The sequence below is a fragment of the Rathayibacter sp. AY1D5 genome (genome assembly GCF_002932515.1).
In the GTDB taxonomy this organism is placed as follows: Bacteria; Actinomycetota; Actinomycetes; order Actinomycetales; family Microbacteriaceae; genus Rathayibacter.
Genome location: NZ_PSVU01000009.1, coordinates 50,478 through 76,171, shown reverse-complemented (window position 1 = coordinate 76,171; position 25,694 = coordinate 50,478). Strand labels below are relative to the sequence as shown.

The following is a 25,694-nucleotide window of genomic DNA, read 5'->3' as shown; positions in this document are numbered from 1 at the left end:
CCTATGCGGTCGATTTCCCGAGAGCGGGTCCCGACCGCCTAGGACGATCCGCTGACACGCGGATCGCTCGTTCGACGGGCCGTCTCGTGCGCCGCAGGGCGGCGCACCGCAGTCGGCTCCCACGGGCGGTCGGGTTCCCGAGAGCGGGTCCCGACCGCCTAGGAGGATCCGCTGACACGCGGATCCCCCGTTCGGCTCGACCGAGCACCGCACGCCGGTGCTCCGCAGTCAGCTCCCCTAGGCGCTCAGGTCCCCGAGAGCGGGTCCCGACCGCCGAGAACGTCCCGCCGGCTCGAGCGCGGACTCCGCTCGCGGAGGGTCAGCGGGCGCGGTAGCGGTGCTCCGGGCGGCCGGTGGTGCCGTAGCTGAGGGTCATCTCGACGAGGCCGCGGCCCGCGAGACCCGAGAGGTAGCGCTGGGCGGTGGCGCGCGAGATGCCGGCGCGCTCGGCCACCTCGAGGGCCGACAGCTCGGCGCCCGACTCGGCCAGGCGCGCCAGGACGAGCTGCTCGGTCGCCGAGCGCGAGGGCTGCGCGGCGGTCGCGTCGCCCGAGTGCAGGATGCGCAGCGCCCGCTCCACCGCCTCCTGATCGGCCGCGCGGTCCTCCCGCAGCACGTTCCGGAACCGCACGTACGCGTCGAGGCGCTCGCCGAGCAGGCGCGCCTCGAACGGCTTGATGAGGTACCCGAGCGCTCCCGCGTGCAGCGCGCGCCGCACCGTCGCCCCGTCGGAGGCGGCGCTGACGACGAACGCGTCGGTGTCGAGCTCGCGGAGCAGCGCGATCCCGCTCTGGTCCGGCAGGTGCACGTCGAGCAGCAGGAGATCGGGCGCGTGCTCGGCGACGGCCGCCCGCGCCGCGCGCGCCGTGTGCACCGGAGGAAGGGCCGTCAGCCCCTGCCGCGCCTCGACCAGGTCCGCGTGCAGCTGCGCGACCCGGAAGTCGTCGTCCACCACCAGCACCGTGCGCTCCCGCGCCGTGTCCGCGCTCATGACCTGTCCCCGTCCTGCTCCGGCGGCAGCACCGCTCCGGGGAGGCGCGCGCACAGCACGGCCCCCGACTCCGCTCCGCCGGCGTCCGCCAGCCAGACCTCGCCGCCGCGCCGGGCGGCCACCTCGCGGCAGAGCGGCAGGCCGAAGCCGCGGCCGTGCACGCGACCGTCGTCCTCGACGGGGTCGCCCGCGCCGGCCCGGTCGAACAGCGAGTCCGGATCGAGCACTCCGTCGCCCGAGTCGGCGACCGTCACGAAGAGAGCGTCGCCGTCGTCGAGCAGCTCGACCTCGACGAAGCGCACGTCGCGCCGCCCCTCGACCGCCGCGCGCACCGCGTTGTCCACCAGGTTCCCGACCACCGTGGCGACGTCCTCCGGCTCGACGACGGTGCCGCGTACCAGCGTCTCCTCGCCGAGCGTCAGCAGCACACCGCGCTCGGCCGCCTCGATCCCCTTCGCCCCGACGAGCGCCTGGAGGTACGGCTCCTGCAGCCGGTCGGCGTGCTGCACCGGGTACTTGAGCGGGCCGCGGGTCAGCACCTCGTCGAGGTAGTCGCGCGCCGACGCGGTCCGCCCCGCATCCAGCAGGCCCGCGACCACGTGCAGGCGGTTGGCGAACTCGTGCCGCTGCACCCGGAGCGCGTTGGTCATCGCGCCGACCGCGTCGAGGCGCCGGCTCAGCGCGGCGAGGTCGGTGCGGTCGCGCAGCACCACCACCACGCCCAGGTCGCGGTCGCCGCGGGTCTCACGGCGGATGTCGACTTAGACGATGCGGGAGCGGACGACGAAGCCCTCCTCGCCTCCGGGGCGGGGCGGCTCGACGGAGTGCAGCGCGGCGCCGATCGCGTCGGCCAGCGGAACGGGCAGGTCGAGCTCCGCGAGCGGCCGCCGGTGCAGCGCCCGCCCGGTCGGGTCGTCGGAGCCGAGGATCGCGGCGGCCCGCGCATTGCAGACGCCGACGCGCCCGTCGCGGTCGAGCGCGAGCACGCCCTCGTCGACCCCGTCGAGCACGGCGGCCTGGTCCTGCACGAGCGAGGTGAGCTCCTCCGGGGCGAGGCCGAGCGTCAGGCGCAGTAGGCGGCGGCGGATGAAGACGGAGGCGACGGCGGCGAGCACCAGGCCGGCGAGCGCCGCGGCGAGGACGCCGAGCAGCGCGGTCGGCAGGTCGGTGAAGACGCTGGAGCGCGCGAAGCCGATGCTGACCTCGCCGACGACCCGCTGCTCCCCCTCGGCGAAGACCGGGACCTTCGCCCGTGCCGACTCGCCGAGCGTGCCGGTGCCCCACGAGACGCTCTCGCGCCCGGCGAGCGCCTCGTCGGGGCTGGTCGAGACCCGCTCGCCGAGGCGGTCCTCGTCGGGGTGGGCGAGGCGGATGCCCTGATCGTCGGTGATCACGACGAAGAGCGCGCCGGTGCGCTGCTCGACGGCGGCGGCGACGTCCTCGAGTCGTCCGCCGCGTAGGTCGGAGGCGTCGTGCGCGCCGGACACGGCGGAGGACGCGGCGAACGCGTCGCGCAGGTCGGGATCCTCGGCGACGGTTCTGGCGATGGCGAGCGCCGTGCCCTCCGCCTCGCCGCGCAGCTGCTGGACGCTGAGCGCGGTGACGAGCCCCGCGCAGACCAGCACGGCGGCCGACACCGTGGCGAGCTGCAGGACCAGGACGTGGGTCGCGAAGCGCATCGGGGCCTCCTCGCCGTCGTCGTGCGCAGAATGCGCAGAAGCCACACTATGCGCAGATGTCGCCGTAATGAGCGATACCCCGGCGCCGGACGCGGAGCTGCCTAGGGTTTCCACCATCTCCCGGCCGGCTCTCCCGCCGAGCGCGGGCGGAGGCACTGGACGAAGGAGTCAGCTGTGTTGGTAGTACTCGGTTTCACCATGATCCTGGCCTTCATGGCCCTGATCATGACCAAGCGGCTGACGCCGATGGTCGCCCTGATCGTCGTGCCGACGATCTTCGGCCTCTTCGCGGGCGCCGGCCTCGGCATCGGCGACATGGTCCTCGAGGCGATCGGCAGCCTCGCGCCCACGGCCGCGCTGCTGATGTTCGCGATCATGTACTTCGGGATCATGATCGACGTCGGGCTCTTCGACCCGCTGATCCGCTTCATCGTCCGCGCGCTCGGCGACGACCCGGCGAAGGTCGTGCTCGGCACGGCGCTGCTCGCGGGTGCGGTCTCGCTCGACGGCGACGGCTCGACCACCTTCATCGTCACCACCGCCGCGATGCTCCCGATCTACCTGCGCCTGGGGATGAACCCGGTCGTGCTGACCTGCGTCGCGGGCCTGGCCAACGGCACGCTCAACATCGTCCCCTGGGGCGGACCGACGGTGCGCGCCGCCGCGGCCCTCCAGGTCTCGCCGAGCGAGATCTTCGTGCCGATGCTCCCCTCGCTCGCGGTGGTCCTAGCCGTCACGCTCGTCTTCGCCTTGTTCCTCGGTCTCGGCGAGCGCCGCCGCCTCGGCTCGCTCGCGCTGGCCGAGCCGATGCTCGAGCAGGAGCTCGTCGGCGCCGGCCGCGGCTCCTCCTCCCGCTCGGGCGGCGCCCGCACCGGCGGCCTCGCGGCCCTGACCGGGGGCATCCGCACCGTCGCCCGGGAGCGCTTCTCCTTCCTCCGCGGCCCTCAGGCCCTGCGCGGAGCCCAGGTGGCGGTCGCCGCCCGCGTGCAGGCCGACGACGCCGACACCGCGATGGCCGACACGATGCTCGACCCCGAGCGCGAGACGCTGCGCCCGAAGCTGATCTGGGTGAACCTGGTCCTGACCCTCGCGGTGATGACGCTGCTGGTCGCCGACATCCTGCCGCTGCCCTACGTGTTCATGGTCGGCTCCGCGGTCGCCCTCCTGATCAACTTCCCGAAGATGAAGGACCAGGCGGCCGAGATCGTCAAGCACGCGCCGAGCATCGTGGGCGTCGTGTCGATGGTGCTGGCGGCCGGCGTGCTGATCGGCGTCCTCAACGGCACCGGCATGGTCGACGCCATGGCGGAGTGGGTCGTCGCGGTGATCCCGCCGGCGCTCGGCCCGTTCCTCGCCGTGATCACCGGCGTGCTCAGCATCCCGATGACCTTCTTCATGTCGAACGACGCTTTCTACTACGTCATCCTCCCCCTTCTCTACTAGAGCGCGGCGAACTACGGCATCTCGCCGGTCGAGATGGCGCGCGCCTCCATCACCGGGCAGCCGGTGCACCTCCATTGCCCGCTGGTCCCGGCGATCCTCCTGCTCGTCTCCCTCGCCGCGGTGAACCTCGGCGACCACCACCGCAAGGTGCTGTGGCGAGCGGTCGTCGTCTCGCTGGTCATGCTCGCCGTCGGCGTACTGGTCGGCTCGATCCCCTTCGGCTGAGGTCGGCGGAGCGGAGCGCCGAGCGATCGGAACGAGGACGGGACCTTCTGCTGCGGCGGGGGCGCCGTCCTGGGTGCGCGGCTCGGTCCCGCAGGCGGCGAGAGCGCAGCGGCGGCGGCGGGTTCTCGGTCGAGACGTCGGAGCGGACCTTGAGGATGAGGGCGCCGACCACGACGAGGAACGCGACCCGGATGAAGCGGCTGCCACGAGCGACGGCCATCCGCGAGCCGAGGTACGCGCCCGCCACGTTGGCGGCGCCCATCAGGAGGCCCAGCAGCCAGATCACGTGCCCGCCCGGCACGAAGTAGAGCAGGGCGCCGAGGTTGGTCGCGACGTTGACGATCTTCGCCTTGGCGCTGGCGAGCAGGAAGTCGTAGCCCAGCGCGGTGATCAGGGCGATGATCAGGAAGGTGCCGGTGCCCGGTCCGATCAGGCCGTCGTAGAAGCCGATCAGGAGTCCCAGCACGGCCGCGGTGACGAGGTGGCGCCGGCCCGCGTGCTTGAGCACCGTGACGCTGCCCAGTGCCGGGCGGGCGATCGTCACGACGGCGACCACGATCAGCGCGACGACGATGATCGGCTTGAACACCGCGGCCGGGAGGAGGCCGGCGAGCGTCGCGCCTCCGTAGCTGCCCGCGAGGGCGACTGCCGCCATCGGCAGTGCGGTGCGCAGATCGGGCTTCGCGCGCCGGTAGTAGGTGATCGCGCTGGTGGTCGTGCCGAAGATCGAGGCCAGCTTGTTCGTGGCGAGCGCCTGCACGGGCGAGATCCCCGGCACGAGGAGCAGGGCGGGGAGCTGGAGGAGTCCGCCGCCGCCCACGACCGCGTCGATCCAGCCGGCCGCGAAGGCGGCGAGGATCATCAGCGCGAGGACGGGGAGTCCGAGATCCTCTGTGAAGGTCAGCATCGGTCGGAAGCGTACGCGAGCACCGCGACCCCCTCGACCTCGGTGGCCGGGCCGCCCTAGGGTCGGCGGCATGCGATTCGGACTCTTCATCCCCCAGGGCTGGCGCCACGACCTCGTCGGCGTCCCGGCCGCCGACCAGTGGCGCACCATGAGCGACCTCGCCCGGCACGCCGACGACGGCGCCTGGGAGTCGATCTGGGTCTACGACCACTTCCACACCGTCCCGCAGGTGACGGAGGAGGCGACGCACGAGGCGTGGTCGCTGATGAGCGCGTTCGGCGCCACCACGTCGCGCGTGCGGCTGGGCCAGATGTGCACCTGCATGGGCTACCGGAACCCCGCCTACCTCGCCAAGGTCGCGACGACCGTCGACATCGTCTCGGGCGGGCGGGTCGAGATGGGCATCGGCGGCGGCTGGTACGAGCACGAGTGGCGCGCGTACGGCTACGGCTTCCCGCCGATCGCCGAGCGGCTGGGCCGGCTCGACGAGGGAGTGCAGATCCTGCAGCAGGCCTGGACGACCGGGTCCGCGACCCTCGACGGCCGCTACTACCAGGTGGACGGCGCGCAGAACCGGCCGCTGCCCCTGCAGGAGGGCGGCATCCCGCTGTGGGTCGCCGGCGGCGGCGAGAAGGTCACGCTGCGGATCGCGGCCCAGTACGCGCAGTACACGAACTTCGCCGGGACCCCGGAGGCGTTCGACCACAAGAGCTCGGTCCTCCGCGGGCACTGCGAGCGCCTGGGCACCGACTTCTCGGCGATCACCCGGAGCTCGAACTACAACGTCGTGATCGGCGAGACGGAGGCGGAGGTCGAGGCGGCGCTGCAGCGTCTCGAGGAGCGCGTGGTCCCGTACCTCGGCGCGGAGGGAGCGGCGTCCTTCGTCGCCGAGTACCGCAGCCCCGACGCGCTCGCGGTCGGCACTCCCGCGCAGATCGTCGACCGCCTCGCCGGCATGCAGTCGCGCGGGATGGACTACGGCATCCTCTACTTCCCGGACGCCGCCTACGACCGGTCCGGCATCGAGCTGTTCGAGCGCGAGGTGCTACCGGCGCTCTCCTGAGCGCGGAGCGGCGGGGGCTCCTACGCCTCCCGCCCCCCGCCCGCAAGTCCTTGGGGCGCCCCGGCCCCGCGCCTACGGTCGGAGCATGGACGCACAGGACATCCGCTGGAACGACGAAGCCCGCGACAAGATCCTCGAGGACTCGGACAGGGTCCTCCGCGAGGCGGTGCTCGACCTCGCGACGAGCAAGAAGGGCGAGCCCTGGGAGGACGTGTTCGCGGAGCTGAACGCGCGCCTCAAGGACCGCTTCATCGACTTCGAGCCCGGCCCGGACCTCCGCAAGTACGCCGAGGCCGTCTCCGCCGGGGAGATCGAGACCGGCTCGTGAGCGAGCACGACCGCGACGCCGCGCTCGAGGACGAGATCACCTCGATCCACGCCCTCGGCGAGGGCCGCGTCGGCGAGACGGCCGACCCGGAGGACGAGGACCACGAGCTCTCGCCCGAGCAGGACGCCCGCATCGAGTCCGAGCTGAAGAGCCGGGGCAGCGAGAGCTGATCCCCCCGGTACGCGGAAGGCCCGCTCCCCCTCGAGGGAGCGGGCCTTCCGCGTGAGTCGCGACTACGCCGAGAGGGGCGCGTAGTCGGTGTAGCCCTCGGCTCCTCCGCCGTAGACCGTCTCCTGGACGACCTCGTTCTCGGGGTGCCCGCCCTGCCAGCGCTCGACCAGGTCGGGGTTGGCGATCGCCGGGCGGCCGACGGCCACGGCGTCGGCGTGGCCCTCGCTGATCAGCTCGGTCGCCTCCTCGCGGCTGGTCGGCGAGCCGAAGCCGCTGTTGGCGATGAAGACGCCGTCGAAGCGCGAGCGGAGGTCCTGGACCAGCTCGCCGGCGGGCTCGGCGTGCAGGACGCTGAGGTAGGCCAGGCCGAGCGGGGCGAGCCCGTCGACGACGGCCTCGTAGGTGGCGCGCACGTCGTCGCCGTCGGTCTCGACGACGTCCTGGATGTTGTGGGCCGGCGAGAGGCGGATGCCGACGCGGCCCGCTCCGACCTCGTCGACGATCGCGCGGGTGACCTCGAGCGGGAACGCGGCGCGCTCGGCCGGGGTCCCGCCGTACTGGTCGGTGCGCACGTTGGAGACGGGCGAGAGGAACTCGTGCAGCAGGTAGCCGTTGGCGCCGTGCACCTCGACTCCGTCGAAGCCGGCGTCGATCGCGCGGCGGGCGGCGGCGACGAACTCGTCGCGGACGGTCGCCAGCTCCTCGGTGGTCAGCGCGTGCGGCACCGGGAAGGGCTTCTTGCCGGAGGGGGTGTGCACCTCTCCGTCGATGGCGACGGCGCTCGGGGCGACGATGCGGTCGGTGCCGGTGATCTCGGTGTGCGAGACGCGGCCCGCGTTCATCAGCTGCATGACGATGCGCCCGCCCGCGGCGTGCACGGCGTCGGCGACGGCGCGCCAGCCCGCGGCCTGCGCGTCGGTCTCGATGCCGGGTTGCCCGGCGTAGCTCTTGGACTCGGCGCTGGGGAAGACGCCCTCGCTGATCAGCAGGCCCATGCTCGCGCGCTGGGCGTAGTACTCGGCGACGATCGCGCCGGGCACGCCCTGCTCGTCGGAGCGCAGTCGCGTCATCGGTGCCAGGACGATGCGGTTGGGGAGGTCGAGGTCGCCGGCGGTGAGGGGGGAGAACGGATGCAAGGGATCGCCTTTCTACGGAGCTGTCTCATGGGGCTGCCCTGAGGGGGGAGGCACGTGCACCTGCGGCGCACTCCGGGCAGCAACCGCGAGCGGAGCACGGTCATTCCTCCTCCCGGCGTTCTCCCATCCCCCGCGCCCCGGGCACGCGGTCGACGGCCTGCCGCCTCCCGACCCCTGCTCGGACACCGGGGCTGTCTACACTCGGGAGGCGACGACGAAGGAGTGTGCGCGATGCCGGCGAGACCCCACCACCCCGTGAGCTTCCGGCTGCTGCCGGCGCTCGCGGCCCTCCTGATCGCCGCGGTCCTCGCGCTGGTCCCCGCGACCGCGGCGACGGCCGAATCGCCCGTCTCCTTCTCCTCCTCCACCGTCCTCGACTCGGTCGGGGTGCTAAGCTCCGGAGAGACCGCCGAGATCGAGCAGGCCTCGCGGGCGCTCTACGACCAGCACCGCGTGCAGCTGTTCGTCGCCTTCGTCGACTCCTTCACCGATCCGTCCGACCGCGCCGCGTGGGCGGACGAGACCGCGACCCGCAACGGACTGGGCACCGACGACGTCCTCCTGGCCGTCGCGGTCGACGCCCGTCAGTACCAGGTGTCGGTCGCGCAGGGCTTCGCCCTCGACGACGCGCAGGTCTCCTCGCTCCAGTCCGACGACATCGAGCCGAGGCTCGCCGACGGCGACTGGGCCGGAGCCGCGGTGGCCGCCGCCGACGGGATCGGGCAGCGCCTCGACGCGCCCAGCGCCGGCGAGTCCCTCGGCTCGGGGCTGCTGATCGCGCTCGGCGTGCTCGCGGCCCTCGTCGTCATCGGCCTCGTGGTGCTGCTGCTCGTCCGCCGCGCGCGGAAGCGCCGCGCCCAGGAGGCGGTGGAGGCCTCGATCGACGAGCTCGCCACCCGTGCCGGGTCGGCCCTCGTCCACGCCGACGACGCCGTCCGCACCAGCGAGCAGGAGGTCGGCTTCGCGGAGGCGCAGTTCGGCGCCGACGCGACCGGCGCGTTCCGCGAGGCGCTCGTCACCGCGAAGCGCCTGCTCGGCGAGGCCTTCAGCCTGCAGCAGCGTCTCGACGACGCCGAGCCGGAGACCGATCAGGAGCGCCGCGACGGCTACCAGCGCATCCTCCAGCTCTGCGCCGACGCCGAGCAGACGCTCGACGAGCGCGCGAGTGCGTTCGAGGAGCTGCGCGACCTCGAGAAGAACGCGCCGCAGGTCGCCGCCGCGCTCACGGTCCGCGCCGCCGAGGTCGGCGACCGCCTCCCCTCGGCCCGCGCCCGCCTCGCCGAGCTCGCCTCCCGCTACGCGCCGACCGCGATCGACGACGTGGGCGACGACGCCGACCAGGCCGAGGACCGCCTCCGCTTCACCCGCGACCAGCTCGCCGGCGCCCAGCAGGCGATACAGGCCGGCGACTCCGGCCGCGCCGCCGTGCTGCTGCGCGCCGGGCAGCAGGCCGCCGAGCAGGCCTCCGGACTCGTCGACGCGGTGGCGACGAGGGGTGACGAGCTGCAGAAGGCGGAGGCGTCGCTCGCCGGCCGCATCGCCGAGATCCGCGCCGACGTGGCGCAGGGACGAGCGCTCGCCGCCTCCCAGGACGCGGAGTCCGCGGCCCAGGCGCAGAACGTCGCCGCGGCGGTCGCCTCGACCGAGGCCGCCCTCGACGACGTCGAGCGCGCCGCCTCCGTGCGGCCGAACGACCCGCTCGCCCTGCTCGAGGCGCTCACCGCCGCCGACGCCACGATCGATGCCGCCGTCGGCGGGTTCCGCGACGCGCAGGCCCAGCGCGAGCGCGAGCGGGCCGCCCTCGGCGCCGAGCTCACCTCCGCCCGCAGCCGCGTCTCGGCCGCCGAGGACTTCATCGCGGCCCGCCGCGGCGCGGTCGGCTCGGAGGCGCGCACCCGCGTCGCCGAGGCCGCCCGCTCGGCCGAGTACGCCGAGCGCATCGCCGCCACCGACCCCCGCGAGGCTCTCGCCTCCGCCCAGCGCGCTTCGCAGCTCGCCCAGCAGGCGCTCGAGCGGGCGCGGGCCGACGCCGGCTCCTACTCCGCCCCGAACGCCGTCGGCAGCCCCTACGGAGGCGACACGACCGGCGCGTTCCTCGGCGGGATCCTGGTCGAGTCGCTCCTGGGAGGCGGACGCCGCAGCGGCTACCGCTCGGGCGGCTTCGGCGGAGGCGGGTTCAGCGGCGGCTTCGGCGGCGGCGGCTCGTCCCGGCGCTCCGGCGGCGGCGGCTTCGGCGGCGGGCGCAGCAGCGGCGGAGGCGGACGCCGTGGAGGCGGCGGTCGCTTCTGAGCGCCCCCGGGCATCCGCGCACGACCGACGACCACCACCTCCCCCACGACTCCGGCACCACCTCCGACATCCGGCACCACCCACGACGCAAGGAGAGACACCCATGGCTCAGAGACAGTCGATCTTCGGCCGCATCGCGCAGCTCGCGAAGGCCAACATCAACGCGCTCCTCGACCAGGCCGAGGACCCGCAGAAGATGCTCGACCAGATGGTCCGCGACTACACCGACAGCATCCGCGACGCCGAGGCGGCGATCGCCACCACGATCGGCAACCTGCGCCTGCTCGAGGACGACTACCGCGAGGACGTGCAGAACGCCCAGGAGTGGGGCGGCAAGGCCCTCGCCGCGAGCCGCAAGGCCGACGAGCTGCGCACCGGCGGGAGCGCCGGCGACGCCGACAAGTTCGACGCGCTGGCCAAGGTCGCTCTGCAGCGCCAGATCCAGTCCGAGAAGGAGGCGAAGGACGCCGAGCCGACCATCGCCTCGCAGACCGAGGTCGTCGACAAGCTCAAGTCGGGCCTGAACCAGATGCGCGAGAAGCTGCAGCAGCTCTCGAGCAAGCGCGACGAGCTGATCGCACGCTCGAAGACCGTCGAGGCGCAGAGCCAGGTCCAGGACGCCGTGAAGAGCATCGACCTGATGGACCCGACGAGCGAGGTGAGCCGTTTCGAGCAGAAGATCCGCCGCGAGGAGGCGCGCGTCCGTGGCGCGGAGGAGCTCGCCTCCTCGAGCCTGGACGCGCAGTTCGAGTCGCTCGAGGACCTCGGTGAGATGACCGAGGTGGAGGCGCGCCTCGCCGCGCTCAAGTCCGGCCGCCCGCAGGACTCGATCGGCTCCTGAGCCCGTGCGCCTGCGGCGGTGCTGCCGGAGGCGCACTACGCCGTCCTGACCCGCGCGGAGCGAAGGCTGGCAATCGCCATGGTGCGGTGCCGCCGCCGTCCCCGTAGTGTTCACACCAGGTTGCCCTTGACCCCGGTCGCCCTGATGCCGCGTCCGGCCCCTACCGACGCGGTGAACCATGAGCGGACCGCCCCCGTCGGGATCGCTCGCCGAGAGACCGTCGACGCCGACGGTCACCACGAAGAGCGAGGCGCCGATGAGCACCCCCACCACCACGTCCGTCACCGGAGGCGCCCCCCGCGTCGTCCGCACCCGCCCCCGCGCCGACGGCCGCGTCAACCCGACGACCGAGTACTCCGGTCTCCTCAGCACGGTCCGCGACGCGGGGCTCCTCCGCCGCCGCACCGGCTTCTACTACACGATGTTCGGCGCGCTGGTCCTCGCGCTCGGCGGCATCGTCACCGGCTTCGTCCTGCTGGGCGACTCCTGGTTCCAGCTCCTGCTCGCCGCCGCCCTCGGCATCGTGCTGACGCAGTTCGCCTTCCTCGCCCACGAGGCCTCGCACCGCCAGGTGTTCGAGTCCGGCAGGGCCAACGACGTCGCCGGGCGCACCCTCGCGAACCTCTTCGTCGGCATCAGCTACTCCTGGTGGATGACCAAGCACAGCCGCCACCACGCGAACCCGAACGTGCTGGGCAAGGACCCGGACATCGAGCGCGACGTCGTCTCCTTCACCGCCGAGGACGCGGCCCGCTCGCGCGGCCTCTACGCCTGGCTCACCCGCCGCCAGGGCTACGCGTTCTTCCCGCTCCTGCTGCTCGAGGGCCTCAACCTGCACCTGCACGGCTTCCGCACCGTGTTCGGCAAGGGCAAGGTCGACAAGCGCTGGGTCGAGATCACCATGCTCGTCACCCGCGTCGGCCTCTACCTCGCCGTCGTCTTCTGGGCCCTCCCCCTCGGCATGGCGTTCGCCTTCGTCGGCGTGCAGCTGGGCGTCTTCGGCCTCTACATGGGCGCCTCGTTCGCGCCGAACCACAAGGGCATGCCGCTGCTGCCGAAGGAGGCGCGCGTCGACTTCCTCCGCCGCCAGGTCCTCACCTCGCGCAGCATCCGCAGCACCTGGTTCACCGACCTCTACATGGGCGGCCTCAACTACCAGGTGGAGCACCACCTCTTCCCGAACATGCCCCGCCCGGCGCTGCGCCGTGCGCAGGTCATCGCCAAGGAGTACTGCACCACCCACCAGATCCCCTACACCGAGACCTCGTTGATGGAGTCGTACGCGATCGTCGTCCGCTACCTCAACAAGGTCGGCCTGTCGGCCGGCGGCGACCCGTTCGACTGCCCCGCCGCCTCCGCCTACTGACGCTGAGCACTCCCCCTTCGGAGGCCCCTCGCACCTTCCCGGTGCGGGGGGCCTCCGTCGTTCGCGGGAGCGCAAGGGGGTGCCCCCGCGGGCGGTGGAGTCGTAGCGTCGGGACATGAGCAGCTCCGACTACGACATCGAGCCCACCCCCACCGACACGACCGACGGCACCGACACGACCGACGGCGCGCGCACGCCCGACCCCGCCACCGAGACCGGCACCTCCGCGGGCCTCGACGAGGTCGGCGGCGCGGCCTCCCCCCTGGCCGACGGCGTCGGCGCCGACGGCGAGGAGCAGAACCCCCCGCTGCCCGACTGGGGCCCCACCGACGGCGTCCACGGCACCGACGCCGAGACCGACGCCTCGGGCACCGAGCAGCACTGACACGGCTCCGCGAGGGACCTCCCCGGCCGGTCGGCGAACGTTCCGACCGCGTTCCGAGGAGGTCCCTCCGTGTTCGCCGGAGGGTCGGCCGGCGCTCGGTCGGCGCGCCCTACACTGGCGAAATGCAGCCGACCGAACGCGCCCTCCGCGTGATCTCCTACAACCTCCGGGAGCACCGAGCGCACGCCGAGATCGCCCCCCTCGCCGCCCGCCACGACATCGACGTGCTGTGCCTGCAGGAGTGCGACACCACGAAGCTGCCGCAGGAGGTGGGCTCGCTCCGGCTCGCGTCCGTCACAGCCCGCAACCGCCTGGGCCTGGCCGTCTACTACTCGCAGGACCGCTTCGAACTCTCCGGCAGCGCCGCGTTCGAGCTCAGCAAGTCCATGCACGACCGCGTGATGTCCCCCGCTCAGGAGCGCCTGCTGGCCGTCCGCCTCGACGACCGCGACGGCGGATCGATCGCCGTCTCCTCCTTCCACGCCGCCCCGCTCTCGGCCGGCAACGCCCTGCGCCGCAAGCAGATCGACGAGGCGCTGAACCGGCTGCGCGAGTACGCGCCGGACACCCCCTCCCTGATGGTCGGCGACTACAACTACCCGTGGTTCTTCCGCGGACTCGACCGCCGGATGACCCGGAACGGCTACCTGGTCTCGCGGAGCGACTCCCCCACCTACGCGCGCTACCGCTACTTCAGCGGCCACTTCGACTTCGCGATCAGCGACTCCGTGCGGATCGAGCGGGTCTCCACGCTGCCCCAGGGCGTCTCGGACCATCTCCCGGTGATGGTCGACGCGCACTACGGCGTCCCCGCCGCGTGAGCGCGGGGCCCACTGGCCCGCACGGTCGGTAGGCTCAGGGGGTGACGACCCTGATCCTCGCCCGGCACGGAGAGACTGTCTGGCACTCCGAGAACCGCTTCGCGGGCTCCTCCGACATCGCGCTGACCCCCCGGGGCCAGGACCAGGCGGCGACTCTGGCCGCCTGGGCCGTCGACGCCGACCTCGAGGCGGTGTACTCCTCCACCCTGGTCCGGGCCGTGCGCACCGCCGTGCCCGCCGCGCGGGCGGCCCACCTCGAGCTGCAGCCCGACCCGGCGCTGGTCGAGGTCGACTTCGGCCGCGGTGAGGGGCTGACCACCGACGAGATGGAGAAGCGCTTCCCGGACGAGTACCACGCGTGGGTCGCGGCGCCGGCCATCCAGCCGATGCCCGGCGGCGAGTCCGGCCTCGACGCCGTCGCCCGCGCGAACACCTCACTCGCGCGCATCCACCGCGAGCACCCCGACGGCCGGGTGCTCGTCGTCGCGCACGGCACGCTCATCCGCCTCCTGCTGTGCGCCTACCTCGGCATCAACCCGGAGACGTACCGGCACACCTTCCCGGTGGTCGACAACGTCTCGCTGACCACGTTGCGCTGGGACGCGACCGGCGTCGGCCTGCTCGGCTACAACGTCCCGCCCGTCCAGACGCAGCGGCGCTCCAGCTGAGCGCAACGGCCGCTCCGGAGCGGCGCCCGGCGAGCGCGGGCTCGATCGGCCTGGTGCTCGGGTCTGTCGCGAGCGTGCAGCTGGGCGCGTCCTTCGCCGTGCTGCTCTTCCCCGCCGCGGGGCCGATCGGCACCGTCACGCTCCGGCTGGTGTTCTCAGCCGTCGTGCTGCTCCTGGTCTGCCGTCCGCGGCTGCGCGGCCACAGCCGGAGCGACTGGGCCACTGTCGCCGCCTACGGTCTCGCCCTCGGCGGGATGAACGCCTGCTACTACGAGGCCATCGCCCGGATCCCGCAGGGCGCCGCCGTCACCCTCGAGGTGCTCGGGCCGCTGACGCTCTCGGTGATCGCCGGGAGGAGCGTGCTGAGCCTGGTCTGGGCGGTGCTCGCGCTGGCCGGGGTGGTGACCCTGTCGCAGGGCGGTTTCTCGGCGCTGGACCCGGTCGGCGTCGGCTTCGCGCTGGGGGCCGCAGTGCTCTGGGCCGCGTACATCGTCTTCGCCGGCCGCACCGGCGGGCGGTTCCAGGGGATCGACGGGCTCGCGCTGGCGCTGGCGGCCGGCGCGATCGTGTCGCTGCCGTTCGGCCTCGCCTCCGCCGGACCCGCCCTGGTGGTGCCGCCGGTGCTGCTCCTCGGGCTCGCCGTGGCGGTGCTCTCCTCCGCGGTGCCCTACGCGCTGGAGCTGCTGGCGCTGCGGCGCCTGCGCTCCTCCACCTTCTCGATCCTGATGTCGCTCTCCCCCGGGGCGGCCGCGCTCTCGGGCTTCCTCGTGCTCGGCCAGCGCCTCAGCGCCGTCGAGGCCGTCGGGATCGCGCTCGTGGTCGCCGCGAGCATCGGGGCGGTGCGGACCGCGCGGACCTCCGCCTGAGCGGCGGTTCTTTTGTTAGGCTAACTATGTGCCATCGACCGAGACCCTGCAGACCGAGACCCCTCCGACCGACACCCCGCAGACCGATCTCCCGCTGACCTCCCTCGCGGGCGAGGTGCGGGCAGCGGTCGGCCGGCTCGGACGGCGGCTCCGGCAGGAGAAGGCCCAGCACGAGCTCAGCGATCCGCAGTTCAGCGTGCTCGCGCTCCTGCACCGCGAGGGCGCGAAGACCCTCGGCGAGCTGGCCGAGGCGGAGCGGGTCCGCCCGCCCTCGATGACCCGCACGGTCGGCTGCCTGGTCGACGAAGGACTCGCGGAGCGCCTGGCCGACCCCGCCGACGGCCGCGTCACCCGCATCCGCCCCACCGGGGCCGGCACCGCACTGGTGCTCGACGTGCGCCGCAGCCGCGACGCGTGGCTCGTGGCGCGCCTCGAGGAACTCCCTCCCGAGGACCTGCGCCTGCTCCACGACGCGGCGGCGGTCCTGCGCGCGGTGGCCGACCGATGAGCGCGATGTTCCGCTCCCTCGCCGTGCCGAACTACCGCATCTTGTTCGCGGGCGCGATGGTCGCGAACGTCGGCACCTGGATGCAGCGCACGGCCCAGGACTGGATCGTGATCAACGACCTGACCGACCACGACGCGACGGCGCTCGGCGTGACCATGGCGCTGCAGTTCGGACCGCAGCTCGTGATGGTCCCCTTCTCCGGCTTCATCGCCGACCGCTTCGACCGGCGGAAGCTCCTGATGGCCACCCAGGGCGCGATGGGCGCGCTCGGGCTCGGCCTGGGACTCATCGTCGTGACCGGGATCGTCCAGCTCTGGATGGTCTACCTCTTCGCCCTGCTCCTCGGCTTCGCCGCGGCGATCGACGCGCCCGTGCGCCAGACGTTCGTCTCGGCGCTGGTCGAGGAGCGCGACCTCACCAACGCCGTCTCGCTGAACTCGGCCTCCTTCAACTCGGCGCGGATGATCGGACCGGCCCTCGCGGGCGTGCTCATCGCCGCGGTCGGCTCCGGCTGGGTCTTCCTCCTCAACGCCGCGAGCTTCCTCGCCGTCCTGCTCTCGCTGCGCGCACTCCACCGCGACCAGCTCCGCAGCGCCCCGCGCGCCACGCGCGGCCCGGGTGCGCTGCTGGAGGGGTTCCGCTACGTGTCGAAGCGGCCGGACATCCTCGTGGTGCTCGCGATCGTGTTCCTGATCGGCACCTTCGGCCTGAACTTCCCGATCTTCGCCTCGACGATGGCGACGGTCGAGTTCGACATGGGGGCGAGCGAGTTCGGCCTCCTCTCCTCCGCGATCGCCGTCGGCTCGGTGCTGGGGGCGCTCCTCTCGGCTCGCCGCGACCGCCCGAGGCTCCGGCTCATCGTCGGCGCCTCCGCGGCGTTCGGCGTCGCGCTCGCGCTGGCCGGCGTCATGCCGACGGTCTGGGCGTTCGCGATCCTGCTCCCCTTCGTCGGCATCGCGGCGCAGACGCTGATGACCTCGGCCAACGGCTACGTGCAGCTCTCGACCGCCCCCGAGATGCGGGGCCGGGTCATGGCGCTGTACATGGCCATCTTCGTCGGCGGCACCCCGATCGGCGCACCGCTGATCGGCTGGGTCGCGAACGCCTACGGTCCGCGCCAGGCGATGCTGGTCGGCGCCGCCTCCGGGATCGCGGCGGCCGCCATCGGACTCGCCTTCCACCTCCGCCTGCGCCGCGCCGCCCGGCTCGCGGCCCCCGGACCGGAGGCTCTGCCCGCCACCGGCGGAGTCCCCCTGCTGCGCCCGCGCGCCTAGGCTCCGTCGGCCGGTCCGCACGCCGGGCGGATCCGCGGACCGCCCACTCGACGGGTCGCCCCCGACGCGGGGCGCGACCGCCGCCCGCCCTCAGGCCTCGCGGGTGATCTCGACGCGGACGAAGAGCTTCGACGAGCGGGGCCCGGCGAACACCCCGCGCAGCGGCGCGATGTCGTTGTAGTCGCGGCCGCGGCCGACGGTGACGTGGCGGTCGCCGATGTCGATCAGGTTCGTCGGGTCGTAGCCGCGCCAGGCTCCTCCGCAGAACCACTCGACCCAGGCGTGCGACTCCCCCACCACGGTCTCGCCGATCTCGGCGTGCGGCTTGGGGTGCAGGTAGCCCGAGACGTAGCGCGCCGGGATGCCCACCGAGCGCAGCGCCCCGAGGACGATGTGCGTGATGTCCTGGCAGACGCCCTCGCGCGCGGTCCACGACTCCGTCGCGGTGGAGTGCACGCCGGTGACGCCCTGCCGGTAGGTCATCGCCCGGCCGATCGTCTCGGCGATCGTGAGCGCGGCCTCGCACGGTCCGGCCGCCTCGTCCGCGAGCGAGCGCGCCATCGCCGAGAGGTCCTCCGGCGGCGCGGTGCGGTGGGTCTGCTTCGACTGCTCCACGTACTCGGTGCGCGTCTCGACCTGCTCGGACAGCTGATCCCACCCGGTCGGGTGGTCGGGGTGCTGCTTCGGCCGGATCTCGACGAGCGAGGTCGCCGTCAGCGAGAGCTCGCGGTGGGCGTCGAGCACGTCGAACGACGAGACGCGGGTGCCCCAGTAGTCGGTGTAGGCGTGCACCGAGGTCACCGGCCGGATGTCGAGGTTCGAGAACAGCACCAGCTGCCCGTCCGAGGAGGCGGGGAGCATCCGCGCCTCGTTGTAGGACGCGACCACGTCCCCCGCGTAGGTGAAGCCCGTGGTGTGCCTGATGCGCAGCCTGCTCACAGCGCCTCCCCGATCCAGCTCGGCATGACGTTGGTGGGGAAGTACCGCTGGCGGATCGCCTCGGAAGCGGCCGAGGTCGCCTCCTGCACGCTGTCCATGTGCCGCGGCAGGTCCTCGAGGATGTCGGTGATCGGCCGGAACTCCAGCTCGCTGCGGATCCGCCCGAGGACGCGCTGCGCGTCGCCGGAGTGGCCGATGCGGCCGGTGCGCGGCTCGATGTCGCGCATGCACGCCTCCGCCCGCGAGACCGAGAAGAGGATCGAGCGCGGGAACAGCCGGTCCAGGAGGAGGAACTCGGCCGCGTTCCGCGCGCTCGGCACGCCCCGGTAGGTGCGCAGGTACGCCTCGTAGGCGCCGCAGGAGCGGAGGATCGTGGTCCAGGAGGGGCCGCTCGCCTCGGTCAGCGAGCGGGTGGCGAGCAGGCGGGCGGTCATGTCGGCGCGCTCGATCGAGCGGCCGAGCGTGAAGAACTGCCAGGCCTCGTCGCGCGAGGTCGCCGACTCGATGATGCCGACGGCGAGGGCGGAGCGCTCCCTCACCCAGCTGAAGAACTCCGACACCCGCTCGCCCGAGACGCGGCGCGGCATCCGGGTGCGCGTGGTGTTGAGGCACTCCCAGAGCTCGGTCGAGACGATCTCGCGCGCCCGGCGGGCGTTCTCGCGGGCCGCGCCGAGCGAGTAGGCGATCGAGGCGGGGTTCGTGCGGTCGATCGCGAGGATCGCCAGCACGTCGGCGCGGGTGATCTCGCGCATGTCGTCGGGCGGGGTCGAGCCCATCACCGACAGGAGCGAGCGGCAGGCCGTGTCCTCGTCGATCCACGGGTCCTCGAGCAGGAGCTGGAGGTGGACGTCGAGGATGCGGGCGGTGCCGTCGGACCGCTCGATGTAGCGGCCGATCCAGAACAGCGACTCGGCGATCCGGGAGAGCATCAGTCGTCCTCCCCCGCCGCGAGCGTCTGCTGCTGCTGCTGGTCCTGGTCGGTGTTCGGTGCGTCCTGCGGCGAGTGGTCGGGCGTGTGGTTGAGCGGGTAGACGATCGGGATTGAGCTGGTGACAGCGGCCTGCTCGGCGACGAGCGCCTGGATGTCGCGCGCCTCGGGCTCGGCGCTGCGCGCCTCCTCGAGGCCGACCACCCAGGTGTCCTTCGATCCGCCGCCCTGCGACGAGTTGACGACGAGCTGCCCCTCCGGGAGCGCGACGCGGGTCAGGCCGCCGGGCAGCACCCAGACGTCGGTGCCGTCGTTCACGGCGAAGGGCCGCAGGTCGGCGTGCCGGGGACGCATCCCGTCGTCGACGAGGGTGGGGATGGTGGAGAGCTGCACGACCGGCTGCGCGATCCAGCCGCGCGGGTCGGCCTGGAGGCGGGAGCGCAGCTCCGCGAGCTCCTTCGCCGAGGCGGCCGGCCCGACGACCAGGCCCTTGCCGCCGGAGCCGTCGACCGGCTTCACGACGAGCTCGTCGAGGCGGTCGAGCACCTCCTCGAGCGCTCCCGGGTCCTCGAGCCGCCACGTGTCGACGTTCTTGATCACCGGCTCCTCCGAGAGGTAGTAGCGGATGAGGTCGGGCAGGTAGGTGTAGACGAGCTTGTCGTCGGCGACGCCGTTGCCGACCGCGTTGGCGATCGTGACGTTCCCGAGCCGGGCCGCGAGCATCAGCCCGGGCGAGCCGAGCATCGAGTCGGCGCGGAACTGCAGCGGATCGAGGAACTCGTCGTCCACGCGGCGGTAGATCACGTCGACCCGGGTCGGGCCGGAGGTGGTGCGCATGAACACCTTGCCGCCCGTGCAGAACAGGTCGCGGCCCTCGACCAGCTCCACGCCCATGAGGCGGGCGAGGAGGGTGTGCTCGAAGTAGGCGGAGTTGTAGACGCCCGGGGTGAGCACGACCACGGTCGGGTCGTCGACGCCCTCGGGGGCGGAGGCGCGGAGGGCCTGCAGCAGCTTGTTCGGGTAGTCGCCGACCGGGCGCACCCGCATCGAGACGAACAGCTCGGGCAGCGTCTGCGCCATCACCCGGCGGTTCGAGATGACGTAGGAGACGCCGGAGGGCACGCGGACGTTGTCCTCGAGGACCCGCCAGCCGCCCTTCTCATCGCGGATCAGGTCGATCCCGGACACCTGGATCCGCACGCCGTTCGCGGGGACGATGCCCGCGGCCTGCCGGTGGAAGTGGCTGGAGCTCGAGATGAGCCCGGCGGGGATGACGCCGTCGGCCACGGCGTTCTGCGGGCCGTAGACGTCGGCGAGGAACGCCTCGAGAGCACGGACCCGCTGCTTGATGCCGGTCTGCACCTCGTTCCACTCGGCGCGCTCGATCACCCGGGGGACGGCGTCGAGCGGGAACGGCCGCTCCTCCCCCGCGAAGTCGAAGGTGACGCCCTGCGCGAGGTAGGAGGAGGCGAGCGCGTCGGTGCGGCCGCGCAGCTCCTCCTGGGTCATCCGCGCGAGCGAGGAGTAGATGTCGCGATAGGCGCCGCGGACCCCGTCGGGGCCTCCGGTCGACGCCACGTCGGCGAACATCTCGTCCCAGGGGGTGGCGCCCGTGTCGGGCCGCTCGACCTTCTGGGACCCGTATCCGTCGAAGAGGTCACCCATGGCACGACTCTAGTGCGGGGCGTATTGCGGGGATGTTTCGGGCGGCCGCGGGGCGAGCGGGGCGGGTCGGCGACGTCCGGGCACGGCACCGGCGCCGTCCTCCGACAGGCCGGCGGAGGCCCGGGGATCCACGGGAATAGATCCGGCCGCACGTGGTTGAATGAGGATGTACATGCAAACGCATGGACCAGGCCCCACCGGGCCGGAGGACAGAAGGAGCGCCTGATGCAGTTCGGCATCTTCACGGTCAGCGACATCACGACCGACCCCACGACCGGACGGACCCCGTCCGAGTCCGAGAAGATCCAGGCGACCCTCGCGATCGCGCTGAAGGCGGAGGAGATCGGCCTCGACGTCTTCGCCCTGGGCGAGCACCACAATCCGCCGTTCTGGTCCTCCTCCCCCACCACCACGCTCGGCTACCTCGCGGCGAAGACCGAGAGGATCACGCTCTCCACCGCGATGGCCCTCATCACCACGAACGACCCCGTGAAGCTCGCCGAGGACTACGCGATGCTCCAGCACCTCGCCGGCGGCCGCGTCGACCTCATGCTCGGCCGCGGCAACACCGGCCCCGTCTACCCGTGGTTCGGCAAGGACATCCGCCGCGGCATCGAGCTGACGATCGAGAACTACGACCTGCTGCACCGCCTGTGGACCGAGGACTTCGTCGACTGGGAGGGCCAGTTCCGCACTCCCCTCCAGGGCTTCCAGTCGACCCCGCGCCCCCTCGACGGTGTCGCGCCGTTCGTGTGGCACGGATCGATCCGCTCCCCGCAGATCGCCGAGCAGGCCGCCTACTACGGCGACGGCTTCTTCGCGAACCACATCTTCTGGCCCGCCTCGCACACCCAGAAGATGGTGCAGCTCTACCGCCAGCGCTTCGAGCACTACGGCCACGGGACCGCCGATCAGGCGATCGTCGGGCTCGGCGGGCAGATCTTCCTGGCGAAGAACTCGCAGGACGCGGTCTCGCAGTTCCGCCCCTACTTCGACAACGCCCCCGTCTACGGCCACGGCCCCTCGCTCGAGGACTTCACGGAGCAGACCCCGCTCACCGTCGGCTCCCCGCAGCAGATCATCGACCGCACTCTCGGCTTCCGCGAGTACGTCGGCGACTACCAGCGCCAGCTCTTCCTGATGGACCACGCGGGACTCCCGCTGAAGACCGTCCTGGAGCAGATGGACATGCTCGGCGAGATCCTCCCCGCTCTCCGCGCCGGCTTCGCCGAGGGCCGCCCCGCGCACGTGCCCGACGCCCCCACCCATGCCTCCCTCGTGGCCGCGCGCGACGCGCAGCCCGCGGCCGAGCCCGTCACCGTCTAGTCAGGAGCTCTCCATGGACACCCGCAGGATCACCGTCCTCTCGGCCGGCCTCAGCCAGCCGTCCTCGACCCGGCTGCTCGCCGACCGCCTGGCCGACGCCGCCGAGTCCTCCCTCACCGAGCAGGGCTTCGCCGTCGAGCGGAGCGTCGTGGAGCTGCGCGACCTCGCGCACGACGTCACGAACAACCTCCTCACCGGCTTCGCGAGCCCCGCTCTGCAGACCGCGCTCGACGCGGTCGCCGGCGCCGACGGCCTGATCGCCGTGACGCCGATCTTCACCACCAGCTACAGCGGGCTCTTCAAGTCGTTCGTCGACGTGCTCGACACGGAGGCGCTGCGCGGCCTGCCCGTGCTGCTGGCGGCCACGGGCGGGTCCCCCCGCCACTCCCTGGCCGTCGACTACGCGATGCGCCCGCTCTTCACCTACCTGCACGCGGCGCCCCTCGCGACCACCGTGTTCGCGGCGACGGACGACTGGGGCGGCGCGACCGAGGACGGACGGGCGCTGCCCTCGCGCATCGAGCGCGCCGGACGCGAGCTGGCCGATCAAGCCGCCCGCTCCTCCCGCTCGGGCTCCACGCCCGACCCGTGGGCGCTCGACGGCTCGTTCGAGGGGATGCTCGGCCGCCGCGGCTGAACGCCCGCCGCGCGGATCGGCCGCTCCTCTCATGGATCGGCCGATCCGTCCAGCCGCGATTCCCGCGGCCCTGCCGGAATAGCCTGCCCCCGGGAGCCTGCCGCTGGCCCCCGGAAGGAGGCCGTCATGGGCCTGACCAGCAAGGGGCTCCCCGCGGGGGCTCTCGACCTCTCGCAGCTCGGACGCGCGGTCCTCGACCGCCGCCGCTTCCTCGGAGCGCTCGGCGTCGCCGCCTCCGTCCCGGTCCTCTCCGGCTGCGGCTTCGCCCCCGCGGGCCCCGCGGCGAGCGCCGGCAGCGACACCCTCACCTTCACCACCTGGGGCACCGACGCCGAGCTGGCCGGCTTCCAGCGCGCGATCGACGCGTTCCAGACGGCGAACGCCGGCGCCACCGTGACCCTCAACGCGGTCCCGTACGAGCAGATGTTCACCAACATCGACGCGCAGCTGCAGGCGGGCAACCCGCCGGACGTCTTCCGGGTCCCGTACTACACGTTCGGCAGCTACGCCGGCCGCGACCAGCTCCTGGACCTGTCGGGCTTCCTCGACTCCGACGTCGCCGAGCGGTTCACCGATCCGGCCTGGGCCGCGGTGCAGAGCGGCGGGAGCCCCTTCGGCGTCCCCCACCACACCGACACCTCGCTGATCCTCTACAACACCCAGGTGCTGGCCGACGCGGGCGTCACCTCCTTCCCCTCCTCGCCCGAGGAGGCGTGGACCTGGGAGGAGTTCACCGAGGTCGGGCGGAAGCTGCGCGCCTCGCTCCCCGCCGAGCGCTACCCCTTCGCCTACAACTGGCAGGGCAACGGCGTCACGCGCTGGCTGAGCCTGCTGTTCCAGGCCGACGGCCGCTGCCTCACCGAGGACCTGTCCGGGCCCGCGATCGCCTGCGCCGCCGTCCGCGCCGCGATCGACTTCAGCCGCAGCTTCTTCACCGACGGCCTCGTGCCGCCGAGCAGCGCCGTGCAGGCGACCACCTACGCCAGCGACCTCTGGTACTCGCAGACCACCGCGATGACCTTCGCCGGCGCGTTCCTCATCCCCGACGCCGACTCCACCCTCGACTTCGAGTGGGGCGCCACCTACTCCCCGCGCAACGTGCGCGGAGGCGGCGACTTCGGCGGCAACGCCCTCGTCGCGACCAAGGCCGCGAAGAACCCGGAGCTGGCCGCCTCCTTCCTCGCGTTCGTGACGGAGGAGGAGGCGATGCGCGACTTCTGCGCCGGCGCCTCGCTCCTCCCCACTCGCCGCGACCTCACGGAGTCGGGCATCGAGTTCGCCGTGCGCCCCGAGCTCGCCGAGGTGTTCCTCGGCCAGGCGGGCACCGTCCAGGCGTCCGACTCGGCGCAGGTCGCCTCGCCCGACATGGCCGCGATCATCACGGTGCTCAAGGAGCAGCTGGAGCAGGCCTTCGTCGGCGGGCGCAGCACCGAGGACACCATCGCCGGCCTCACCTCCGGCATCGCGGCCGCGACGCAGTGAGCCGGTCGGTCCTCGCGCCGGAGGCGGTGACCGCCCGCCCCCGGCGCACCTCCCGCGCCCCCGCCCGCGAGACGGCGGCCGCCTACGCGTTCCTCGCGCCGAACCTGCTGATGCTCGGCCTGTTCGTGTTCGTCCCCCTGGGCGGCGCGTTCCTGATCGGCTTCCAGCGCACGAACGGCTTCGGCGACGGCGTCTTCGTCGGGCTCGACAACTACGCGCGGCTGCTCGGCGACGGCCTCTTCTGGCGCTCGACGCTGAACACGGCGTTGTTCACCCTGATCGTGACCCCGCTCTCGATGGCGCTGGGCCTCGGCGCGGCGGTGCTGATGAACTCGGTGCTGCCCGCGCGTCCGGTGTTCCGCAGCATCCTCATCCTGCCGATGGCGGTCTCCGGCGTGGCGACGGCGCTGATGGGCGTGCTGATCTTCGACGAGAACAGCGGCGTGCTCGACGGCATGCTCCAGACGATCGGCCTCCCCCGCATCGCCTGGCAGTCCGGCGGAGCGGCCGCCTTCGCCTCCGTGGTGCTCGTCACCCTGTGGTGGCGCACCGGCTTCAACATGCTGATCTACCTGGCGGGGCTGCAGGGGGTGAACCCGGCGCTCTACGAGGCGGCCCGGCTCGACGGAGCGAACGCGTGGCAGCAGTTCCGCCACGTGACGCTGCCGCTGGTCGGCCCGTCGTCGTTCTTCCTGCTCATCCTCAACGTCATCTACTCGTTCCAGGTGTTCGACATCGTCTTCGTGCTCACCGGCGGCGGATCCCGGAACGCGACCTCGGTGCTCGTGACATACGCCTACGACAGAGGGTTCGTCACGCGCGACCAAGGCTGCGCCGCGGCCATCGGCATCGTGCTGCTGATACTGACCATGATCTTCACCGCGGTGCAGTGGCGCACCAACCGCTCGAGGGACCTCGTCGAATGATCCGCACGTCGCGCACCTCGCGCCTGCTCCGCCTCGCCCTCGCCCTCGCCGTCTCGGTGGTCATCGTCTTCCCGCTGTACTGGATGGTCGTCGTCGCGTTCTCCTCGCGGTCCGAGCTGCTCGGCGGCACCCTCCGCCTCTGGCCGCGCGAGCTGACGCTGGTGAACTTCGAGCGCGTGTTCTCGTCGTTCCCCGTGGCGACCTGGTTCGGCAACTCCCTCGCGATCAGCCTGGTCACCGCGCTGATCACCGTGACGATCAACCTGCTCGGCGGCTACGCCTTCGCGCAGCTGCGGTTCCGCGGATCCGGAGTGCTCTTCCTCCTGGCCCTGTCGACGCTCACCCTGCCCGTGCAGGTGATCATGGTGGCGCTGTTCCGGCTCGTCACCGACCTCGGCCTCTACGGAAGCTACTGGGCGGTGATCCTGCCGACGGCGGCATCGGCGTTCGGGCTGTTCCTGGCGCGGCAGTTCATCCTCGCGATCCCGCGGGACCTGATCGAGGCGGCCCGGATCGACGGCGCCGGGCACTTCCGCGTGTTCACGGCCATCGTCCTCCCCCTCTCGAAGCCGCTCATCGCCGTGCTCTTCTTCATGTCGCTGCTCGGCTCCTGGAACGACTTCGCCTGGCCGCTCATCGCCCTGAAGGAGAACGCGCTGTTCACGCTCCCGATCGGGCTGCTCTTCCTCCAGGGGCAGTTCGGCAGCGACTACGGAGCGACCATGGCGTTCGCCCTGGTGAACGTCGTGCCGATGGTGGTGCTGTTCCTGGTGTTCCAGCCCTACTTCGTGCAGGGCTTCGCGCGCAGCGGCCTCCGCTGACCCCGCGGC

26 protein-coding genes and 1 pseudogene are annotated in these 25,694 nt (G+C 72.6%); 19 read left to right on the top strand and 8 right to left on the bottom strand.

Going from position 1 to position 25,694, the window contains the following annotated elements:
* Positions 1-319: 319 nt before the first annotated feature.
* From C5C82_RS04465 to C5C82_RS17945, 3 genes are read right to left on the bottom strand one after another with little or no spacing between them, the layout of a single operon-like run.
* Positions 320-991, bottom strand: coding sequence for a response regulator (locus C5C82_RS04465; protein ID WP_104223865.1), 672 nt, complete (start codon positions 989-991; stop codon positions 320-322).
* Positions 988-1,704, bottom strand: coding sequence for a sensor histidine kinase (locus C5C82_RS17950; RefSeq protein WP_258065940.1), 717 nt, complete (start codon positions 1,702-1,704; stop codon positions 988-990). The genes C5C82_RS04465 and C5C82_RS17950 overlap by 4 nt, the downstream gene beginning before the upstream one ends.
* A gap of 48 nt (positions 1,705-1,752) precedes the next feature.
* A complete protein-coding gene (locus C5C82_RS17945; RefSeq protein ID WP_258065937.1) occupies positions 1,753-2,670 on the bottom strand; it encodes a PAS domain-containing protein in 918 nt (305 codons plus the stop codon).
* A 174-nt stretch (positions 2,671-2,844) separates the two neighbouring features.
* Between C5C82_RS17945 and C5C82_RS04455 the strand changes: the two genes are divergently transcribed.
* Positions 2,845-4,113 carry a CitMHS family transporter gene (locus C5C82_RS04455; RefSeq protein ID WP_374953862.1) on the top strand — a complete coding sequence of 423 codons (1,269 nt, stop codon included), beginning with the start codon at positions 2,845-2,847 and terminating at the stop codon, positions 4,111-4,113.
* Positions 4,114-4,146: 33 nt separating this feature from the next.
* A complete protein-coding gene (locus tag C5C82_RS18225) occupies positions 4,147-4,338 on the top strand; it encodes a hypothetical protein (RefSeq protein WP_374953861.1) in 192 nt (63 codons plus the stop codon).
* A gap of 121 nt (positions 4,339-4,459) precedes the next feature.
* On the opposite strand, the pseudogene C5C82_RS04450 reads toward C5C82_RS18225, so the two are convergent.
* Positions 4,460-5,245 (bottom strand): annotated as a pseudogene (locus C5C82_RS04450) (sulfite exporter TauE/SafE family protein); the annotation flags it as partial.
* A gap of 70 nt (positions 5,246-5,315) precedes the next feature.
* On the opposite strand from C5C82_RS04450, the gene C5C82_RS04445 reads away from it, so the two are divergent.
* The 3 genes from C5C82_RS04445 (at position 5,316) to C5C82_RS17430 (ending at position 6,806) form a co-directional block, all read left to right on the top strand.
* Positions 5,316-6,308, top strand: coding sequence for an LLM class F420-dependent oxidoreductase (locus tag C5C82_RS04445; RefSeq protein WP_104246861.1), 993 nt, complete (start codon positions 5,316-5,318; stop codon positions 6,306-6,308).
* An 85-nt stretch (positions 6,309-6,393) separates the two neighbouring features.
* Complete coding sequence (locus C5C82_RS04440) at positions 6,394-6,636, top strand: hypothetical protein (protein ID WP_068251275.1); 243 nt, start codon at positions 6,394-6,396, stop codon at positions 6,634-6,636.
* Complete coding sequence (locus C5C82_RS17430) at positions 6,633-6,806, top strand: hypothetical protein (RefSeq protein ID WP_181068063.1); 174 nt, start codon at positions 6,633-6,635, stop codon at positions 6,804-6,806. Before C5C82_RS04440 ends, C5C82_RS17430 begins: the two co-directional genes overlap by 4 nt.
* A 63-nt stretch (positions 6,807-6,869) precedes the next feature.
* Here C5C82_RS17430 and C5C82_RS04435 read toward each other — a convergent pair whose 3' ends face one another.
* Complete coding sequence (locus tag C5C82_RS04435) at positions 6,870-7,943, bottom strand: alkene reductase (protein WP_104354678.1); 1,074 nt, start codon at positions 7,941-7,943, stop codon at positions 6,870-6,872.
* 231 nt (positions 7,944-8,174) lie between these two features.
* Between C5C82_RS04435 and C5C82_RS04430 the strand changes: the two genes are divergently transcribed.
* From C5C82_RS04430 to C5C82_RS04390, 9 genes are all read left to right on the top strand, one after another.
* Positions 8,175-10,232, top strand: coding sequence for a TPM domain-containing protein (locus tag C5C82_RS04430; RefSeq protein WP_104354660.1), 2,058 nt, complete (start codon positions 8,175-8,177; stop codon positions 10,230-10,232).
* A 103-nt stretch (positions 10,233-10,335) separates the two neighbouring features.
* Positions 10,336-11,073 (top strand): PspA/IM30 family protein, encoded by a 738-nt coding sequence (locus C5C82_RS04425; protein WP_104223858.1) that lies wholly within the window; start codon positions 10,336-10,338, stop codon positions 11,071-11,073.
* A gap of 256 nt (positions 11,074-11,329) precedes the next feature.
* Positions 11,330-12,439 (top strand): acyl-CoA desaturase, encoded by a 1,110-nt coding sequence (locus tag C5C82_RS04420; protein ID WP_181134399.1) that lies wholly within the window; start codon positions 11,330-11,332, stop codon positions 12,437-12,439.
* 115 nt (positions 12,440-12,554) lie between these two features.
* A complete protein-coding gene (locus C5C82_RS04415; RefSeq protein WP_104226203.1) occupies positions 12,555-12,824 on the top strand; it encodes a hypothetical protein in 270 nt (89 codons plus the stop codon).
* 122 nt (positions 12,825-12,946) lie between these two features.
* Positions 12,947-13,645: an endonuclease/exonuclease/phosphatase family protein gene (locus C5C82_RS04410; RefSeq protein ID WP_104354676.1), complete on the top strand. Its 699-nt coding sequence runs from the start codon at positions 12,947-12,949 to the stop codon at positions 13,643-13,645.
* Between the two features lie 41 nt (positions 13,646-13,686).
* Entirely contained in the window at positions 13,687-14,313 is a 627-nt protein-coding gene (locus C5C82_RS04405; RefSeq protein ID WP_104223854.1) for a histidine phosphatase family protein, read from the top strand.
* 53 nt (positions 14,314-14,366) lie between these two features.
* On the top strand, positions 14,367-15,179 hold the full coding sequence (locus C5C82_RS04400) for a DMT family transporter (RefSeq protein WP_244229480.1): 813 nt from the start codon (positions 14,367-14,369) through the stop codon (positions 15,177-15,179).
* A gap of 28 nt (positions 15,180-15,207) precedes the next feature.
* Positions 15,208-15,687: a MarR family winged helix-turn-helix transcriptional regulator gene (locus tag C5C82_RS04395; protein ID WP_258062951.1), complete on the top strand. Its 480-nt coding sequence runs from the start codon at positions 15,208-15,210 to the stop codon at positions 15,685-15,687.
* Positions 15,684-16,961, top strand: a complete 1,278-nt coding sequence (locus tag C5C82_RS04390) for an MFS transporter (protein ID WP_104354675.1) — start codon at positions 15,684-15,686, stop codon at positions 16,959-16,961. The genes C5C82_RS04395 and C5C82_RS04390 overlap by 4 nt, the downstream gene beginning before the upstream one ends.
* Before the next feature lie 90 nt (positions 16,962-17,051).
* Here C5C82_RS04390 and C5C82_RS04385 read toward each other — a convergent pair whose 3' ends face one another.
* From C5C82_RS04385 to C5C82_RS04375, 3 genes are read right to left on the bottom strand one after another with little or no spacing between them, the layout of a single operon-like run.
* Positions 17,052-17,900 (bottom strand): transglutaminase family protein, encoded by an 849-nt coding sequence (locus C5C82_RS04385; RefSeq protein ID WP_104292250.1) that lies wholly within the window; start codon positions 17,898-17,900, stop codon positions 17,052-17,054.
* Positions 17,897-18,829: an alpha-E domain-containing protein gene (locus C5C82_RS04380; RefSeq protein WP_104223851.1), complete on the bottom strand. Its 933-nt coding sequence runs from the start codon at positions 18,827-18,829 to the stop codon at positions 17,897-17,899. The genes C5C82_RS04385 and C5C82_RS04380 overlap by 4 nt, the downstream gene beginning before the upstream one ends.
* A complete protein-coding gene (locus C5C82_RS04375) occupies positions 18,829-20,493 on the bottom strand; it encodes a circularly permuted type 2 ATP-grasp protein (RefSeq protein WP_104226201.1) in 1,665 nt (554 codons plus the stop codon). Before C5C82_RS04375 ends, C5C82_RS04380 begins: the two co-directional genes overlap by 1 nt.
* 225 nt (positions 20,494-20,718) lie before the next feature.
* Here C5C82_RS04375 and C5C82_RS04370 point away from each other — a divergent pair, with 225 nt between their 5' ends.
* The 5 genes from C5C82_RS04370 to C5C82_RS04350 all read left to right on the top strand — a co-directional run bounded on the left by C5C82_RS04370 (position 20,719) and on the right by C5C82_RS04350 (position 25,685).
* Positions 20,719-21,819 carry an LLM class flavin-dependent oxidoreductase gene (locus C5C82_RS04370; RefSeq protein ID WP_104226200.1) on the top strand — a complete coding sequence of 367 codons (1,101 nt, stop codon included), beginning with the start codon at positions 20,719-20,721 and terminating at the stop codon, positions 21,817-21,819.
* A gap of 13 nt (positions 21,820-21,832) precedes the next feature.
* Positions 21,833-22,456: an FMN reductase gene (locus C5C82_RS04365; RefSeq protein WP_104249848.1), complete on the top strand. Its 624-nt coding sequence runs from the start codon at positions 21,833-21,835 to the stop codon at positions 22,454-22,456.
* A 126-nt stretch (positions 22,457-22,582) separates the two neighbouring features.
* Positions 22,583-23,938 (top strand): ABC transporter substrate-binding protein, encoded by a 1,356-nt coding sequence (locus C5C82_RS04360; RefSeq protein ID WP_104354674.1) that lies wholly within the window; start codon positions 22,583-22,585, stop codon positions 23,936-23,938.
* Between the two features lie 26 nt (positions 23,939-23,964).
* Positions 23,965-24,864, top strand: a complete 900-nt coding sequence (locus tag C5C82_RS04355) for a carbohydrate ABC transporter permease (RefSeq protein ID WP_258065936.1) — start codon at positions 23,965-23,967, stop codon at positions 24,862-24,864.
* Positions 24,861-25,685, top strand: a complete 825-nt coding sequence (locus tag C5C82_RS04350) for a carbohydrate ABC transporter permease (RefSeq protein ID WP_104354673.1) — start codon at positions 24,861-24,863, stop codon at positions 25,683-25,685. Before C5C82_RS04355 ends, C5C82_RS04350 begins: the two co-directional genes overlap by 4 nt.
* The last annotated feature ends 9 nt before the right edge of the window (positions 25,686-25,694 follow it).

Bases quoted from the DNA above. Each gene is read 5' to 3' on its own strand.
- C5C82_RS04465 (WP_104223865.1), bottom strand. From the start codon at position 991: ATGAGCGCGGACACGGCGCGGGAGCGCACGGTGCTGGTGGTGGACGAC.
- C5C82_RS17945 (WP_258065937.1), bottom strand. From the start codon at position 2,670: ATGCGCTTCGCGACCCACGTCCTGGTCCTGCAGCTCGCCACGGTGTCG.
- C5C82_RS18225 (WP_374953861.1), top strand. From the start codon at position 4,147: ATGGCGCGCGCCTCCATCACCGGGCAGCCGGTGCACCTCCATTGCCCG.
- C5C82_RS04445 (WP_104246861.1), top strand. From the start codon at position 5,316: ATGCGATTCGGACTCTTCATCCCCCAGGGCTGGCGCCACGACCTCGTC.
- C5C82_RS04440 (WP_068251275.1), top strand. From the start codon at position 6,394: ATGGACGCACAGGACATCCGCTGGAACGACGAAGCCCGCGACAAGATC.
- C5C82_RS04430 (WP_104354660.1), top strand. From the start codon at position 8,175: ATGCCGGCGAGACCCCACCACCCCGTGAGCTTCCGGCTGCTGCCGGCG.
- C5C82_RS04425 (WP_104223858.1), top strand. From the start codon at position 10,336: ATGGCTCAGAGACAGTCGATCTTCGGCCGCATCGCGCAGCTCGCGAAG.
- C5C82_RS04420 (WP_181134399.1), top strand. From the start codon at position 11,330: ATGAGCACCCCCACCACCACGTCCGTCACCGGAGGCGCCCCCCGCGTC.
- C5C82_RS04415 (WP_104226203.1), top strand. From the start codon at position 12,555: ATGAGCAGCTCCGACTACGACATCGAGCCCACCCCCACCGACACGACC.
- C5C82_RS04410 (WP_104354676.1), top strand. From the start codon at position 12,947: ATGCAGCCGACCGAACGCGCCCTCCGCGTGATCTCCTACAACCTCCGG.
- C5C82_RS04390 (WP_104354675.1), top strand. From the start codon at position 15,684: ATGAGCGCGATGTTCCGCTCCCTCGCCGTGCCGAACTACCGCATCTTG.
- C5C82_RS04380 (WP_104223851.1), bottom strand. From the start codon at position 18,829: ATGCTCTCCCGGATCGCCGAGTCGCTGTTCTGGATCGGCCGCTACATC.
- C5C82_RS04375 (WP_104226201.1), bottom strand. From the start codon at position 20,493: ATGGGTGACCTCTTCGACGGATACGGGTCCCAGAAGGTCGAGCGGCCC.
- C5C82_RS04370 (WP_104226200.1), top strand. From the start codon at position 20,719: ATGCAGTTCGGCATCTTCACGGTCAGCGACATCACGACCGACCCCACG.
- C5C82_RS04365 (WP_104249848.1), top strand. From the start codon at position 21,833: ATGGACACCCGCAGGATCACCGTCCTCTCGGCCGGCCTCAGCCAGCCG.
- C5C82_RS04360 (WP_104354674.1), top strand. From the start codon at position 22,583: ATGGGCCTGACCAGCAAGGGGCTCCCCGCGGGGGCTCTCGACCTCTCG.
- C5C82_RS04350 (WP_104354673.1), top strand. From the start codon at position 24,861: ATGATCCGCACGTCGCGCACCTCGCGCCTGCTCCGCCTCGCCCTCGCC.